Here is an 18,008-nt window from a genome sequence, read left to right on the forward strand (position 1 = left end):
CAGTCGATCTAGGTCTGCGTTATTACAGTAGTCAAGCCGCGCTGTAGGTAACGACGACAAAGATGTTCTCAATCGTTCGCGGATCACTCTCCGTGGCAATGGACCAGAGACCTGGACTGCCGTCGCTGCCGGTCCAGGAGAGCTGGGTGAGGTCAGGGGGACTCTCGCCGGGCGCGATCGCGATAGGAACCGGAGTGGTCGACCGGGAGCTGGCGATCGTCTCCGCCTTGCTGATGGTGATCGATCGGCCCTGAACGAAATAGGGGAAGCGCGAGCCCGCCAAATCCACGGTAAGGACATGGGTGCCCGGTGAGGGAGACGTGGCGAAGCGATGCCATTCGGAAGAGAACTCATGGCGCAGGCTGAACAGCCTGAACAGCGGTGCGGCCGTTGCGTCCCCGAGGAATTGGGCCACCGCACCGGCAGCGGCTCCGACCAGCTGCTGGCCCCCGTCACGTGCCGTGTAGCTCATATGCAGGATGACGTCGGAGATCGTATGATAGTTGAAGGTCTTGTAATGGGTCGGGAGCTCCAGCCGCCATCGGCTGATCGCGCCGGCGCCTTCGAAGGGAAGGTAGCGCTCGTCCCGCAATGAGGGCTCGAACAATCCGGCATCGTTCTGGCCGGTACTGGTCACGATCGCCTCCTGGATTTTGAGGTCGTCGATGAAGCGCGGGTCCGGTCCCGCGGGATCGTCGATCGACAGCCGCGCATAACCGCCAGCGACATCCGTGCTCTGTCTGTAGGCGCTGTTCAAGAGCGTCGCCTTGCAGTGGATGGTCGTGTAGGGACCCGTGACCGACGGAATGGTCAGGCTCACCATCTTGATGCGCCGGCGAAAATGGCCGGGGGTATCGAGGTCGAACAGCCACTCCGGAATTTCGAATTCGCAGAGGCCGGTCTCCTTCAGGGCGATCAGTTGCTCCGGCGCGAGCGCCAGCAGCGACACATGCTTGGTGAGCTCGTACTCCCGGATATTGCCTTCGAGATAGGCCCCATCAAGCCGCTTGAGATCGAACGCAAGGTGATCCCCCGCCATGAGCCCCTTCTTGAGGCTGTCCCAATATCCGAAGCGAATGAATGCGGTAGAACCGTAGGCGAGGCCCAGCTCGTGTTGGAAGCAACGCTCGGCGCGCTTGGCCATGTCGAAAGTCAGGCGATAGATCTGAAAGTAAAGTCCCGACACTTGGCCGATCATCCACTGATAGAGGTCCTGGGACGAGAACTTGTCATGGAAGTGACGGCTGACATCGGCGGCATCCTCGATCTGGCGGTCGTGATTGCGCAGCTCGCGCTCGGCGATCGCGAGACGGACCTGGGCTGCGGTCAACTGCCTGTCGATCTGGGCTGCGTCCAGGGAGGCAAGCCGGGCCTGGAGATCCCATTCGTCCTGACGGCGGTCATATTCCGCCATGCGGCTCGTGGCGGACGCCGCGATGTTCAGCAGCATTGCCAGAGTTTGTTTGAGATCGGCAAAGGCGCCGCCGCTTGCGCCCTTGTTCTTGCCGCCGAATTCGAACCCGACGGTCGTCGGTGCGCCCGCCTTCACGTCCGGCAGGAGGTGCACGACGATGGACATGGCCTCGGCCGCAGCCTTCGCCCCCAACGGGACCTGTGAGGCGGCAGTGAGACCCAGGGCTGCCTTCTCCAGTGCGCTTGTAAACTCGCGGCTTTCATAGAAGTCTTTGCGAGCGAGAGCCGATTGTCGGCTCTGCTCCAATGCAGCGATACTGGCGGCCGCTTCCTCGATCTGGCTCACATGGATGTCGCGGACGGCTTTGAGGACCCGGAGCTCCTGGCTGGCGCGGAGGGTCGAGAGAGCTTCGGCGTCGCGTTTCTCCATCACGGAAAGCAAGCCGTCGGCCAGATGCCGAAGTTCGCCGACGAGCTCGCTCGCCTTCTGGAACATCACGGAAAAGCGGTATGCCGGAAGCGGCATCGCCAGGTCACCCAGGCTGTCGGAGAGGCTCATTCCGGCAGCCTGAGCCCGCACGAGCAAAGCCGGGTCGATCGGCGGCTCGAACAGCGGCAGCTGCCGAACCTGGCCCTCGATGTTCATGCAGTGGCGAATCTTGAACAGCCGGTCGGCGACCGTGCCCCAGTAACCGACGAGCTTCTGGTTTTCGGGCACGCAGAAATAGAGGATCGTGGCCGATGGAAGGTCCGGGTCCGGCGCAGAGGACGAGGGGGCGCTGTCTTCGCCGGGGTCGGCGATCAGCAGCTCGATCTCTTCCAACGCGTTGCCGAGCGATCCGAGCTTTGGCTCCAGACTGTTAAACGTCTCGACGGCGGGCCTGAGAGCCCGGTCGATGATCTCGGGTCGGCGGCCAAGGATATCGGCGGCAAGGACATAGAGCTGAGTGGCCTCGTTGATGGCCTCCAGCGTGTCGCGCCTGAACAACTGATCCCCCCAGGCGATCAGAGTGTCGATATACTTCATCACCACCGTCTTCTGATAGGCGGTGGTGCGGAGCCTGGCGACGGCGTGAGGGCTGAAGGGCGTGCTGCGCCAAACCGCGACGGCCGAGGCCAAAGCCTCGGAAGGTCCGGAGGCGATCAAATGTTCGAGCGACTTGATCGCCTCGGCTGCGTAGTCACCGCTCAGCCGGTCGTGAAACGGCTTGGTGCGCCAATAGCGCTGCGGGACCGCACCGTCGGAGGCCGCCGTCGGATCGAAGATGAACTGAAGCCAGCGGAGGGCGTCCTCGAAGCGCTGATTGGCCCCGAGGTGATCGGCAATCAGCATCGGGATGTGGAAGAACAGCTCCCAATTGTAGAGCTCATAAGCCCTGCCGGACTGGAACTCGACCTCGTCGATGGGATGGTCCTGAAGCACGCGGCCCTGCGGCTGATAGGCGTCAAACGACGCCGGATCCGAGGCGGTTTGAGTCTCCAGCGATAGGAGGCCGGGGAGGCTCTGGCTGGCCAATGTCTTCACGAAATCGCAGAGATAGGGATGGTGGAAGTTTGCGAAGCGATAGGTTCTGCTGGTCCAGAATGTCGGGAGCAGGGTCTGGGCCAAGAAAGCAGGGGTAAGATCGACCGCGGGCATTCGCATGGCGACCCGACGGCCTCCGGGCCCAGGCACGAGAGCGACAAGAGGGGCCAGGGTGTCGCTGGCCGAGCCCGGCCGGTCAAGGTCGTTGTCAGGCAAGGGCTGCCGACTGAAATAGTCGCCGCGCCAGGCCACCGCCAAGTCGGCACCGGCCCATTCGGCCATGGGGTTTCTTTTGCTTGTTCGCCCTGTCGATGTGGCAAGGAAGGTGCGACGCGTATCGCCGAAGAAGAAGGGACGGTCGCCGACGAACCATAGATCCTGGTGTGGCGCCAAAACCCTGAACGTCCAGGGCGTTGCATTCAGAACCGGAATGTCTCGCTTGTTCACGAGGGTGCCGGACGGATCGGTGCCCGCGGGTGCCGGCTCGTTGGAGTTGCTTTGGAATTCCGGCAGGATGTGCGACGGAAAAACCGGGAATGTCCCATCGTAAAGTACCAGGCCCGGCGCTGTCTGTGTAAATGCCATATGATCGAATTTGGTGCCTTTGGGCGCCAAGGCAAAATTGCGCCGGGCAATGTGCGGATTCGGAGCCGTGGTCACGATCTTGCGGCATCCGGTGAAGCGGAACTCGCCGAAGGGATAGGCGATCTGGGCATCCCCACTGGCTGGAGTGCGGCGATAGTCTCGCCGCAAATATCCGCGAACCACGAGCATGTCGCCGGTGACGAGACCCTTGAACGAGATGAGTTCCTTGGGAACGAGCCGCCTGGGTCCATTGCTCGATGTGGGGCGGGGAGGCGGGGGCGGCGTGACCGGGTCGACGTCGGGCGGATCGTCGTCAATGATGACGGGGCCGTCGTCGTCCATTCTGCGGGCCATGGCAACAACGTCCTGCAAGCCGGCGACCCGGGGGCCGAAAAGCACGTCATCCTCCCCCAGATAGGCGGTGAAGGTGACCGGCCCGGAGAGGTTCTTGCCCGCCCAAGTGCCGTTCTGATAGTCGCTCCATGCGAGCTGGATCTCCCAATAGCGGTCGCCCGCCTCGAGCTTGCCGCCAGGGGCTGGCATGACGACCTGCTTCTCGGCGACCTTCTCGTTGAAGATCGGCCAGATCAGCATCAGTTTCGCATTCAGCACGACCGGAATGAGATGGTTGCCTTCGATGTCGAGATCGACCCTCTGCCAAGGCGACCATGACAATGTCGCGGCATCCCGGTGCCGGTAGAAATGGCCATGAGGGGTGTTGAAGGTTCTGCCGAAGACATGAAGGGTCTTGCGCTCCGGATCCTCGTAGACGCCGGTGATCTCCAGGCGCGCGACTTCGTCGAGCTTCTGAAGATAGTGGAGGAGGGCTTGCTCAGCGGTGAAGTCCGTCACGTCTGTTTGCAGCAACTCGTCTTCGAGTTCCTTGAAGAACGGGCTTTTGTCGTCGCGCAGTGCGGGTTCGATCCAGTTTTCCGGATAGAGCCAGATCTTTCGGTTGGCTTCCCAGACCCGGAAATTCTTCATCCAGCTCCATTGCGACCATTTCGGATCGGCCGTCTCGACGCCCGGCTCGAGTCCCATGAGCGCCCGCTGGGCAAAAAGCTGCGCCGAACCAATGGCCTGCTTTAGCCGTGAGCTGACTTGGCAGGAGCTCATTTCGACATCGATGAGGAAATGGGCCAGGAGTTCACTCGCGGAGGCCTTTTCCAAGCCGGGGGACCATGTGGAGGGGCGGGCGAGGAGATAGTCCACCAAAGCGCCACGCTGCCCGTCGCGCAGGGTATTTTGGATGGACACTGCACGCCGCTGCCAGCTCTCCTCGTCATGGCCGGCTTTGGCGGCCTCCCTGATCGCCTTGGCCTCGGCCTCGCCGATCGAGGGCGTGCACCACTGAAGCGCCCGTTCCGCCGGGACTCCCAGCTGCTTGAGCACCATCATCGCGCGGACGAGGCGTCCCACGAGGCCGATGCGAAAGTCCTGCGGAAGGCGCGCACCGAGAACGCCCTGATCGGCGATGTCGCCCGAGGGTCCGATCAAGGTCTCGATATCGGACTTGGACCAGGACAGCCACGTCACAAGGGTTTCGACGAAAACGGTCTTGGAGGCGATCTGTGCGGGCAGATCAGCAGCCGCCGCGATGGCATCCAGGCTTTGGAGGATCGCGGTGAGCGCGGCGTCCTCCAGCGCCGCGGTCTGTCGGACCTGCTGAAGATGAAACAGCGAGGACCATGCCTCGTAAGGGATCGGGCCTGGCGCTGGATGTTCTGCCGAGATCAGGAAGGGACTTTCCCGGAACAGCCACTGGATGGCGCCCGGTGGACTGTTGAAGGTTTGGATCAGCTTTGCAGTCTTGAGCACCTGCTCCAGGACATCGACCTGCCGACCCGCTGCGGCACGCGAGAGGACACCCGTAATCTCAGGCAAAGCCAGGAGCACCTGCACAGCAGTGTCGACACCGTGCACGGTTTGCTCCAGCAGGACGCTGGCAATGACGGGATCGAGCCCAATGAATGCGGAGATGCTCTCGACGAGGGCGCCCTGACGGCGACGCAGACGTTCCTCCTCCGACGGGGCCTCGATTGCGAGGAGGCTTGTGCGCAGTTCATCAAGTTGCCGGACCAGATCTTCATCCTGCGGAATGAAGGCGGCCGCTGGGTTTGCCCGATGCCGCAGCAGATCATCAAGCTCAGCCCATCCCAGGCCTGAGCCACCGACTGCCTTGACCGCATCCAGGAATTGAAGCGCCTGCTCGGAATGTTCCGAGTCGAAAGGATCGAGGTTGGTCAGATCGAGAGCGATGAGCAGGTCTGGGATCGAAAGCGACACCTGCCGTGCCAGAACGGCGTGACGGTAGATCGCGGATAGGTTGGCCAGGCTGAGCTTGCCGTCGGTGTTCGCGGCAAGCAGGGCAAAGCCCTCTGAATTCAGGCGGAACACCGCCTGCAGCGCGGCTGCGTGATCGCCAAGGGCTGCATCCGTGTGGACGAGATCAAGCCCTTCGGCATCGAGGAGGAAATCCTCATGTTGAGGCTTGAAGACGGAAGGATTGTAGAAGAGGTCTCGGTAAAGCGAGCGGGGCTCTTCCGTGCCGATCGGCTGCCATAAGGCGAGGGCTTGCGACGGGCGCAGACGCAGGCGCGTGGCGAGGGAGCGGAAATGATCGAGCCGGATGAGCGCTTCGTTGTCGATCGCCGGAGAGAGCAGATCCCGGGAGAATGCCTCGAGCACGCGGTCGAGCTCGAGCATGTCCCAGCCGAGCCGGCGCCACAGTCGCGTGAATCGGTGGATGCGGCCAAGGACGGCCTCGCTCAAACCGGTGAGCTGGAGCTTTGAGGTGTCGCAGGTGTCGGTCGGTGCGTCCGGCTTGGCAGCGATCTTGACGGATCGATCCGGGTTGACGAACCAAGTGCTGAGCATTCCGACCAAATCTGCATAGGTCAAACCGGACCGATCGAGGAAGGGTTGCACCGTGGTGAGGTCGGACAGGGATGCCTGACCCCAGAACTCCTCCGGGGTCCTCGGAGGCATGAGCGGTTCATCGACGATGATCTTACGCTCGGTCTCGGTGAGGCCAAGTCGGGCAATGGAGGCGTTGAGGCTGGAGGATGAATTCGGGGGGTCGGCCAGAGGTGACATGGCTTGGATCAGGTCGGACCTCGTGACTCCGAGATGCGACAGGAAAAGATTCGCCTCTTCGCTGTGAAGATCAAAAGGCAACGTCCAGGGATAGACGGCGCCAGCGAGTTCGGAGTAGGCCGCGCTGTTGCGGAAGGCATGGGTGGCCAACCGCTCCGCCGCCGTGCCCGTCGTCTGCCTGCTGCGCGCTGTCACGGTCAGGGCCGAATTGTCCTTGGAAATCCCGTAAGCAAAGCTGTCGCCCCAGACACGCCAATGGCGGCCAGGATGAAGTGTCTCAACACGGACCCCATGTGTCAGTGGCGGCGTGAAGGCAGCGGCCAGGGCAGGGGACCCGACGCCGTCGGTAAGTTCGGCTTCGAGGGATGGATCCAACGTCTGGGGCGCAAAGGGTGGCGGCGGGGCGACGGCATCCTCCAGCACCTCGTTCACGAGATCGATCAGCGGCATCGCCGTGTTCGCATTCTCGCAGGTGAGCTCGATGTCGCCCAAGTCCGGACGCCGCGCGAACAGCGCATCTCTCACACCACGGTCGCCCAAGAACTTGAGAACATCGACGAAATAGGCTGCGGGTCCGTGCACGGAGGCGCAGTCCTGGCAGGCGCAAAGATCGAATGCACCGAAGAGGGTCTCCCAATCGGGGATCGAGTTGACCGCAATCTGCGCCTGGGTTTCGAGGTCGGGGCGGGGCAGGGCACGCATACCGGTTCGGTTCAGCTGGGCGCCGTTCTCGCCCGCGAGTGCGAGCGCCAAGGCGGCAACGCGCACTGCCCGGTGATGGATCACCGCAGCGCGTTCGGCGGAGAGAGTGTCCTTGTGCTGCCGGGCGAAGACCTGGCGATCGATCCGCGCGATGCTCTCAGCGGATTTGAGCCCGCTGCGGGAAAGCTCCAAAGTCTCCGAAGTGCTGCCGGTCAGACGATAGAGTCGCTGCAAGGTTTGCAGTTGCTGCCGGTCGGATGGCGCCAATGTCGGACCCGATGCAGGGGTGTCCTTAAAGAAGGCTGCGGGATAGGTCGTCCTCAGATCATAGGCCGGCTGGGCCTTTAGGAAGGCTGCGACGGGAGACGACCCCAACCGCTCCGCCAGAAAGCGCGTCGGAAAGGCGGCTTCGACCTGGGCGAGGATCTGGTTCGCATAGAGGGTTACCTTGTCGTCGGGATCGGCTCCAGGCATCTCTGCTGGGACACCGACACCCTGAGTGCGGATCAAGGCCTGCCAGTCCTCGGCCGTCAGCCGGGCGAGGTCGGCAGCTTCGGTCAGCCCCGGCACTGCCCGGAGTGCGGCAACGAGCGGGACGTGATTGTTGGTGAGGGCACCGAGCTGGACCGTCAGCTTCAGGTCCGCGGCGCGGCTTGCCCATGCCGGATCGCTCTCGATCCGCTTCCAGAATTCCGACGGATCCGGGCTCTCCAGATACTGGTTTGCGAAGTTACCGATCTCGTCGTGGCTGAGCGAGCGGCCCAGCAATGCCGATAACTGGCTGGTCGGGACGGGAGCGAAGCCGGAGAGATACTCCTCCGTCTTCCGGCCATCGATCGTCTCGGGGATGGTTCCCTCGGCGACCGCAGCCCGCAGGGCGCCGAGGCGCAATTCCGGATGCATGGACTGCATCGCCTGCGTATTGGGGGGCAGACCTTGAGTCAGAAGCCCATAGACCACGGCCGGCGGCGCATTCATGTCCTTGAGTTTGTGGGCCAATACGAAAGCAGCGACCTGATCGGAGGAGTAGCCGCTGCGGGTCGCGAGCAGGCTCACGCCGCGGTCGGTGGCATCTTCGGTCAAGTCTCCAGGAGCGCGGCCCTCCAAGAGGGGCGCAAGCTCCTCCTGCATCAGTTCGAACTCGGTGAGGGCGCGATTCTTTGCACCGCTGAGGATGAAATCTACAACCTCTCGGGCGCGGGCGTCGCTGAGGATGTTTGCCCCGCTCGGGATGGTTTCCAGAAGACCCGACTCACCAAGGACCGCCACGCGGAGATCGACGCGCCCAGTTACGGCGGTGGGCGGTTGGTAGGTGATCTGGTAGGTGCCGTCCCTGTCGTTAAGAGGCGACTTGCCGACCGCCTGTTCGCGGCCCGAGATCTGGGCGTAGAGTTCGACGAACCCTTTCGTGAAGGGCTTGTCGTTGGCGTCGCGCACCGTGCCGAGCACAACACGCTTGTCGAGCGCCCAGGTCGACAATTTGGAATTGATCGCGCGCACCGTCGCATCGTCGACGATGCCGCTGGACGGAAGTCCGAGGTCGGTCTGCAGAGCCCGGATGACGGCCACCGTGCCCGCGCCCATGATGTGTGCCGATCGCTCGTCTCCGGGAATCGTCCGGCCAAGCGCCGAGGCCGCGCGATGAAGCTGGGCGACGGCGTCGCCGCCCATGCCGAGGGAAAGTGGGCCTGATGTCAGCTGCCGGATCATGACTGGTCACCCTTTGATGTCAGCCTGCGATGTTCCCGTATTTCCGGCCTTCGAAGGAGGGAGGGCCGGTTTCAATCGAAGAAGATGTTCAGGAAAAATGAGTAGTCGTCGTTCTTGAAGGGCTTGAAGCCCATTTTCTGAAGGTAGGCAGGGACTTCCTTGGTATTGACGACTGTGTTTGCCTCGAGTCTCAGGGTTTTCACCCCCAGTTGCTTCGCCAAGGCGGTTGCCTGCTGTCGGAAGGTGAGGATGGCCCTGATCATGTTGCCGCCCTCGTCGTTTGACTTCAACTCCAGGACGCCGGCGGTGACCTTGCGTTTGCCGAGCTGGAAATAGCCGAGAACCTTCGCCGATCCCCTCTCGATCTGTCCCCAGACCTTCTCGCCCTTGGCGAATTTGGCAACGTCTTGTTCGAAGACGCCCAGGGTCTTCAGGGTCTTGCTAACGTCGTCCCACGGTCCTGGGACGTCCACTCCAGGCGGAGCAACGATGCCGGCGACAAGGGCGCCGCCGATGACCAAGGGCGTGGAATTATAGGCCGAGGCTGCGAACGCAAAGGTTGCCGGGCTGCTTTCGGCAGCGATCGCTGCAGCGCCGCCAAAGAGGACCGTGACCGCCACGCCGGTGCCGATGGCAATGCCTCTGCCCACATTATAGGCAGCCTCCATCCTCCGATAGGATTTGGACAGGCTGACAGAGAGGTCGTCGGTGACGCGCTTGTATTCCTTGCTCACGGCCTGATCAAATTTCGCCTCAGCTTCGGCCTGGGCTTCTTCGGGAAACTCGGTCCAGTACCACTCCTCGGGAGGGCCGGTGAGCCAGCTGTAGTCGCTTTTGTTGTCGCGGTTCTGGAACCGGATCTGGCGTTCGAACTCCTCTCGGCTGACGACGTCTATGAGCCCCCGCCGTCGGGCGGACTCCAGCTCGTCCACGACGGGCGCCTTGTCGACGATCTCTATGATTTCGCCGGGAATAAGATAATTGCCCTCCGCATCCTGGGGTGTGTTGGCCGGCAAATTGACGGGCTCGGGCTCAAGGCCGAGGGGATCGATAAAACGGATCGGATTGCCGTGGGCATAGGCATAGGGGTTCAGTCCACCGGCAAGGCCGGCCGGGTCGCAACTGGCCCATCGCCCGAGCCAGGGCGCGTGGTAGCGCATTCCGCAGAGATAGAACCCGCTTTCCTCGTCACGCTCGCATCCTATGAAGCGATAGCGCTTGGGAGTCTCCGTCTGGCTGCGGACGGCCTGATAGGAGGTGGCGCCGTAGGGCGTATACTCCTCGTAACTGATGATCTCGCCGGCATCGCTCAGTTCCAGGCTGGCGGAGCCGAGATGATTTCCGAGCTGATAGCGGATGAGTTGTTGCGGAGACCCGTCATTGCCGAGGCTGCGGGTCTCGATCAACGCAATTCGGCGCTGGTCATCCATCACATGCAGCGTCTCGCGCTGCAAATTAATGGCAAGTCCGGCGGCGTCATAGTCCCGATAGACCTCAAATCCGCCGAGCGTGATGCGTTCGCTTCTGCGGGTCCCGTTCTGGCGCTCGGTGATCTTGCGAACTCGATGACCGCTCGCGTCATAGACGTAATAGGTCGTCTCCGGTGCGCCGCTGGCCACAGCCTGACGTGCCGTGGCGGCGAGTTCGTCATTGTAGGTCCAGCGCATCAGGGCAAGATGCGGCAGTGCGATGAGATTGCCGTGGTCATCATGGGCATAGGTCTCGGTGAGACCCCCGACGGTCGAGCTGCTCAGACGGTTGCCTGGCCGAATGGGCTCGATCAGACTCGGGTCCTCATAGGCATAGCTGCGCTGCCAGTTGCCATCTGTCGCCCGATGGGCCAGAGTCAGCAGGTTCCCCGCGGCATCGTACTCATATCGTTCGACATAGCGGCGCATGGCCTGCCCGTCGCCGGGCTGAGGCAGTCGCGACCGCGATTGATCGTTCCAGTTTGACCAGGATTGCGAGGTCTGACCGATATGCTCGCGCCCCTCGGCTCGTATGAGTCGATAGAGAGCGTCATAGGTGTAGTCGGTACTCGCGTCGACACTCTGGTTCGCGAAGTAGAGAGTCGGCTGTGCGCTGTCGTCGATCGCGGAGATGTTGCCTGCGGGATCGTAGCTATAGGCAAGGTCCTGGAGGACCGCTTGATCTGACGCGCGCGTGGTGACCAGCCGGCGCAGCAGAACTGTCAGCCGGTCATACTCATATCGCGTCGTGACGCCATTTGCGTAATCGACGCGCTGGCGCTGGCCCTTGGCATCATGGTCAATATTGGTGACCAGCGCGGTGGGTGCGGGAGCCCCCCGAATATTGACGGTGACGGCCTGCAGCAGATTAGCCTCGCTGTAGATGGGCCGGTAGACGCTTCCATCGGGGGCTGCGACCGACACGGGTCGATTGAGGGCATCGTAGACATTGCTGCTTGTGAAGGTCTCCGGCTCGAGTTCGGGGCTTGTCGACCAGTCGATGACGGCTTTGTATTCGCGCACGAGGCGACGCTGCGCCGACAGAAGATTGTCCTTGAAATCATAGTCTTCGCTGATAACCAGTCCGGCCTGGTCGAAGAACTGGAACGGCTTTCCGCGAAGGTTGCGGGTCTCCGGGTCGGGTTCGCCTTCGCCATACACCGTTTGGCCGATGAGCTGTTCGGACGAGGCGTTCCGGGACAGGAACGTCTGGAGATGGCGCTGGAGAGTGTCGTAGGTCACACGGAAACGGTGATCGCGACTGTCCCAAGCATAGATCGGCTTGCCGGCAACATCCGACAGAGACCATCGCGCTCCGGCATCCATGCTCTGATGGTGGAGCTGGCGGCCGAGCATGTCATAGTCGCAGCGAAGAATGGTGCGACCCAGGGTATCGATGACCGCGCGCTGATTGCCCTCGATGTCGAAGACGATCCGGGTTGAATGCAGCGCCTCAGTCGGCGGATCGGTCTCGGTCAACGTGAAGCGGTTGTGAGCGATCGTCAGGAAGGTCCGGTCCAGTGAGTCGCTGAAGGAAACCGCGGGCGTGGCGGCATGGTTCGCCGTCTTCACCGCAGCGGCTCTCTCATGGGGGCCCATGGCTCCCGATCGGCGCTGCTCGAACCATGTCGGAAGGTCGTCCGCCTCCGGCAGGTGCCGAATGAAATCGCGCAGCTCAGGATCCGTGGTCGGATCGGTCAGAACCGTGTCGTTGACGTCCCAGATCTCCTGCCGCCACGCTCCGAGGATTGCCTTGTCCCAGCTATGGTCGGGGCGCAGGGTGCCGACGACACGTCCCACAGGATCGTAGAAGGGAATCGTGCTGACACCCACGCGCGTATCAGCCTCGAAGCCGTGTCGATCGGAAAAGAACGGCTCGAACTGCCGGACTGGGAAGCCCTTGTTATTGAACACGGTCCAGCCGGTACCGACCCAGCGGGGTGCGATGCTCTCGTCTGTGAGCTGAGGGTCGCCGTCGATGACGACAATCGAGCCGGTGAGAGGATCACGCCGCGGCACAGGACCGGGCTCGGCCTGGATTTTCCTCTGGATCTCGCGTCCCAAGCCATCGGAATAGGTGAAGCCGTGCTGAACTTGGGTCAGTGCTCCAGGAGCAAGGTCGGCGTCATGGGTCTCACGCACAAGGCTGTAGAGGACGCAGGGCGACGGTCGGGCCTCGTGCTTGGTCCGGGCATAAGCAAACAAGTCGTAGACAGTTCGCGTCGTCGCCCGCTGGAGAATGGCATGGGGGTCCGCCAACGGGTTTGTCAGGTGATCCAGGATGATGTCGTCGGGGAGATCCGCTATGAAGCCATCGATCAGGTCTCCCCGTCGCGAAACCTCGTCGCGCTTGCCCATGACCGCAGTGCCGACCACCATACCCAGTGCGTCGAAGCTTGCTGCGGAGCGGTTTCCATTGGCGTCGGTGATCAGGCGCGCCTGCAGGAAGCGGTAGTCATTGCCCTGCACGACCACAGCGCCTGCAGTGTCGCGCTCGCCGACAGTGACGATGCTGCCCAAAGGATCCCGCACGTGCTGGATCAGCAGGTCATAACTGTCAAAAGTGATGGTCGTGACCGCACCGAACGGGTCCTTGTACCGGTTGACGAGGAAGAAATGCTCCTCGGCGTGAGACAGCTCGGCGGCAGCGTCGTCGGCGTCATTCGGAGACAGGAAGGCGCGGCCGGAGGGAATCCACCAAAGATCGTCGCCCTGGCTGTGGACATAGCGGCCTTCGGACAGGAGCATGCTCTCGGTGACGCGGGGTCCGTAAACCTGGGCGACCAGCTCCGGCGTCAAGGCCAGGCGATAGGCCTCGAAGGGCAGCGCCATAGGCTCGATCGTGCCGAGGGGGAGGGGGCCGGCGAGATCATCTCGGCGATAGAGGGTCCTGACATGCTCGATCAGGCGGCTCTGCACCAGTCCGGGAGTCGGTGACTGGTGATAGGGGAGCGTGGCAGCGGTGACGGCGGCGGCCAGGATTTCGTCAGCTGTGAAGCGGTGTCCTTGCCCTGGAGCGCCGAGCCCCGTCAGTGAAAAGCTACGCTGTTCGGCCGGAACGGGCTTTCGATAGGCATCGGGGTCCTCGATGGCGTTGGTGACATCGGTCTCGTTAAGAACGATGTGGACTTCGCCCTGAGCCTCCTGGTCTGCTGGGTCCAGCGCCGGGTCAGGTTGGCGGCGCCCATAGGCGACGGATGCCGTTTTGAGGCTATTGCCATAGGCGTCGACCTCAAGTGTTAGAGCCTGCGCGATCCGCGGATCTGCAGGGTCGCGCTCGTAATAATAGACGATCGATTCCCGGGGATGGGCAAAGAAGACTGCATGCTTATTGGACCCTCTCTGTTGCAGGAGCCGGAGGGCGAAATTCTGTTCGATCACGGAATAGGGGTGGGGTGCCTTGTCGGTGCCATCGAGCGCGTAGACCTCGCGGCGCAGAAGGCCCCCCTTCAACGCTCGGCAGGCCTCACGTTCCTCGTCAGCGGTCAAACCCGCAGGGAGGACGGTGTCTTCGAGGAGCAGCAGGCGGGCTTGTGCGTCGGTGAGCCCGGGTTCGCGATAATATTCCCCGACATCCATGGGGTCGAGAAGACCAGCGAAGGCGCTGGAGACGCGATCGCGGCCGAGATAGAGGCCGGTGTGATACCAGCTGCGCGTCAGAACGGGGGGGACATGGGAGGCCGCGTCGGCATTGGCGGCGGGTGGCAGAGTGCCGTCGGGATCGAGGCCGCCGAACTCCTCCGTATCCCACTGCTCGATCATTCCGAAGCCGCAGAACTCGCGCTCCTTTCCATCGAAATGGCCGTGATGATAAGCAAAACGGGTGGTGAAGCGGGTGCGGCTGATCTGGTCGTAGACCTCAGTGCGCTCAACCACATGCACGGGAAACGGCAGGTGGGTCAGCCAGGGCCGACCGGCCTGCTTGTCCGCAAGGTAGAACCGCGCAGAAGATGCGTAGTGGATCACCGTCCTGGCGCCGAGATTGTTCTCGAAGCTGGTCAGGAGGTGGGGCTTCGAGCCGCCCATCAGATCGACGTAGCTCAACACAGACTGGACATGGTTCGGCAGCGGGCGGGACCACACCAGACACGCAGTGCCATTGGCCAGGAGGTCGACGACGCTCACATTGGCCACGTCATCGATAGGAGGCAAACCGCCCACGATGACGGGTGGCGTCCAGCCATTGCCTGCGCGGTTGAAATAGAGACGAACTCCGTCTTCGGCGAGATAGAGGATATCGGTGACGCCGGAGCCGTCGATGTCAGCAAGGCGAATGCGCCCGGGATTAAAATGTTCGGGCGCATCGAAGGTCGGCGCGCCGGCCATGGTGACTTTGGCGCCGAATCGCCCGTAGCCGAGGTTGGGCCAGTACGTCACTTCGCCATTGCGCAGACGGACCAGATCGGCGAGGCCGTCGCCCGACATGTCAGCCAGAAAAAGCGTCTCGGTCCTGTCGTGAAAGACCAACCGCGGTCCGGCGGAGTCATCGGAGGCAAACGGGGTCGACTGGCGGGGCCCGAAGCCCTCCTCGCCCAGCGAGGCGTGCCAGGAAATCGCCTCGTCCCCCGTGATCAGGATATCGGCATGGCCATCACCCGTGAGGTCGACCAGGCGCAGATTGGGGTCACTCCAGTCGACATTCGGCTGGCTTGCAAACGGTGTGAAGGCAGACCAGCCAGCCTCGTCTTCGCGCTCGAAGAAACCGGCCTGGGGCCATTCGAGCTGTACCGCGTCCAGCGTCCCATCCCCGGCGAGATCAAGAAATCGGAGGCCAGACCGGCCTGAAGGCGCCTGAGCCACGGGTTGCTGGTCGCCCAGCTTTCCCGCGCCGAAATTCGGCTTGTACCACCAGGTCTCGCCCTGCCGGCTGAGAACGCCGGGCATGCCTTCGCTGTTCAAATCCACCCAGCTGGAGTGGATGCCATCGACGCCCCAGGGCAGATCGGCAGCGCTTGAAGCATCCAGGCTTTGCGTCTCGTTGCTGATGGTGGGGCGGGAATACCTGAACTCGAGGGGAGGCGTCGGCTTGGAGAACCCGCTTTCCGCATGGCCTGCCATGACTGCGCGGCGAAGGAATGACCCGAGGCGAGTGCTCCCCGGGTGCCCGAGTTCTTCACGGGGTGCGGCCATCTCCGGATCGGGGAGGTCTTGGTAGTCGAGAGCGAGGGATCGCACGAGCTGAGCGTCTGCTCCCAGCTCCGCAAATCGGTGGAACATCAGGAAACGCTGGCAGCGCCGGTAGGTCCTGATCTCGAAGCCTGGGCGATAAACGGAGAAGGGATCGGGGCGGACCGGCCACGGCCGGTCGGGCTCCACCGTCGGGCTCACCGCATCGTGGTCGCCATAATCGAAGACCAGCTCGAAACACCAGCGCGTGAGTGAAAGATCCGCCTGTCGCCGCCGGGAGGTCGCGTTGCCGTAGAGAATCCGCTTCAAGTACCGATTGGCGGTGCGGTCAGCATCCCTTCGGTTTGCCTCGCAGGGGCTGTCAAAGTCGACGTTGCGAATATCCTCGGGCAGATACTGGTAGACAGCCGCGTTTCCCTTGGCATCGAAAGTCTCGCAGGCAAGCCAGCTGAAAATTCGTGTCGGATCATCGGGGTCTGAGATTCTGCTCGCCGACGATGCACCGTAGAGCGTCGTCACATTGTCTGAAGAGATGGAACGCCAATGCGACTCCCGCGAGTCGGCGATCCGGCACCAATATTCGATGCGCGCAAACAACCCTTCGGTACGGGGTCGGAAGCGTGTGATGCGGTAGCCGTCCCTCTGCTCTTCGAAGTAAGCGCCATCGGAGCCAAGGACCGGGACCAGGTCTTCGGCCCCGGACAGGATGAAAACATCGCCGTCAAGCCCATCACCATAGGTCGGCAGACCGCGATCGGTCCGTCGAGTGATCCTGGGCAGGTTGAGGCTCCAGCCAAAGCCGTAGGGGCCGTTGCCGGCCCCGGAGTCATAGGTCAGTGCGATTTGAGGGGTGAAGCTTGAGCGTCCAGGACTGAGGGGAAGAGGCAGGGCAAGCGAGCCGGTGCCCGTTACGGGGTTTGCTGCGAATTTTTCCCCGATCCCCCTAAACGCGCCGCCGCCCTTGGGCAGCGATACGGTTGGAGATGTAAACGCTTGGTCCCTCCGCCGTCCGACACCGTCCGCGTCTCGAGTGTTTGCGGGCAGCGGGGGATCTGAGTTGAGCTGGCCCATAACACCAGGACCCTCTAGAACAAGCTGCAGCTTAACATGAGAACAAAACCGTTGATATGCCAATGCACGATCGTGGATCAGCAAGGCATTCCAAATCTCAGCGACGCCCAGTAATAGAGAAACCTGTGATCCAGTGGTGTGGCATTTGCCACTGACTAATGCCTAGGTAGTCGAAATAAAACGACCCCAAGGAAATCTGAGGGTCTAAAGTAAAAATTGTCTCTTACGATGAAAGTACTGGCTGCTGCAGGTGCCGGCAGACGGTTCCGCAATTCGTTCTCAAGCAAAGTGGCTGTGCGACTAGATACAGGGACGCGTCGGCGGTTCAGGAGACTGCTCCTCTTGCATGGTTTCCGTAAGTGCTAACCATCGTGCACCGGAATGCTCCGTTTGGTGCCGCGCCGACGCTGGAACACTTGGGTCCTTCATGTTCATGTAGGGCAGGCGCCCAGTTCCGCCAAAACCCGACGCGTTCGCTGCGTATCGGCGGGTCTTCTCCGCCGAGCCCATGTCTCAACCCCCATACCAACAGGACACACGAGCCGCAGTATGTGGCGACTTCGCGTTTTTGAACATCCAATTGGCAGCGGCTTCTGATTGCGTCCTGGACGGAAGGGTTTGTTTTAGCTGGTCACGTTTACGATGCGCTGAGGTGGTGGATTCTTCTTGCCTTCGCTCGTAAATCCGCACAGGCCGCTCAGCACTTCCGGATCAGCCTTTGCCGCCTGCGCTTCTGCCATTGCTTCATCACAGCTCACCCAATCAGGCCGCCGGCCGAGCACATAGTCCACGCGTTTCCAGAACAGGCGCTGAAGCAAGATCCGATTGAGATTAATCTCGACGACAGAGGTCCCATAGGTGCCGACATTTGCCAAGTCACTCACGGTCAGAGAGGCTTGTACTGCTCCGCCGACCTGCTCCGTGTTGAACTCCCACTTCTCCCGGCCACTGGTCGCGGCAATGACTGCGTACACAAAGTACTTGCGGGTGCCGGTAAAGCCGTTGGTGGTGTAGCCAAAGTCCCAATCATCTGCGTCATCCGACTGCAGGAGGACGGCTTGAGCTGCCCGGATCACCTGTTCCTTTGACACACCAGTGTATGACCGAGTGGCCTCGGCGAGGAATTGATCGCGGCTGACAATTTTATCTTGGGTTGTAACACAACCCGTAAGCAGCAGAGCAGCGAATGCTCCCATCAATAATTTACGCACCTGAGCCCCCATGCCATTTCGTCACTGGTACTGGTGGTATGGATCCGAAGGCAATCAGACTCTTGGATTACAAGCAGAAAATGTGGAGCTGTGAGGACC

3 protein-coding genes are annotated in these 18,008 nt (G+C 62.0%); all 3 read right to left on the reverse strand.

All coding sequences use genetic code 11. The features are described from left to right. Nucleotides 1–31: 31 nt before the first annotated feature. Nucleotides 32–9,031: a Tc toxin subunit A-related protein gene (locus FKM97_RS24450; protein ID WP_144295082.1), complete on the reverse strand. Its 9,000-nt coding sequence runs from the start codon at nucleotides 9,029–9,031 to the stop codon at nucleotides 32–34. A gap of 71 nt (nucleotides 9,032–9,102) precedes the next feature. Then, nucleotides 9,103–16,698, reverse strand: coding sequence for a SpvB/TcaC N-terminal domain-containing protein (locus FKM97_RS24455; protein ID WP_144295083.1), 7,596 nt, complete (start codon nucleotides 16,696–16,698; stop codon nucleotides 9,103–9,105). Between the two features lie 623 nt (nucleotides 16,699–17,321). Next, nucleotides 17,322–17,909 (reverse strand): membrane lipoprotein lipid attachment site-containing protein, encoded by a 588-nt coding sequence (locus tag FKM97_RS24460; protein WP_144295084.1) that lies wholly within the window; start codon nucleotides 17,907–17,909, stop codon nucleotides 17,322–17,324. Nucleotides 17,910–18,008: the final 99 nt, after the last annotated feature.

It is taken from the genome of Rhodoligotrophos appendicifer, assembly GCF_007474605.1.
GTDB lineage: Bacteria > Pseudomonadota > Alphaproteobacteria > Rhizobiales > Im1 > Rhodoligotrophos > Rhodoligotrophos appendicifer.

What these genes read in the sequence shown, in the direction of transcription:
- FKM97_RS24455 (WP_144295083.1), bottom strand. Translation starts at nt 16,698, where the DNA reads ATGGGCCAGCTCAACTCAGATCCCCCGCTGCCCGCAAACACTCGAGAC.
- FKM97_RS24450 (WP_144295082.1), bottom strand. Translation starts at nt 9,031, where the DNA reads ATGATCCGGCAGCTGACATCAGGCCCACTTTCCCTCGGCATGGGCGGC.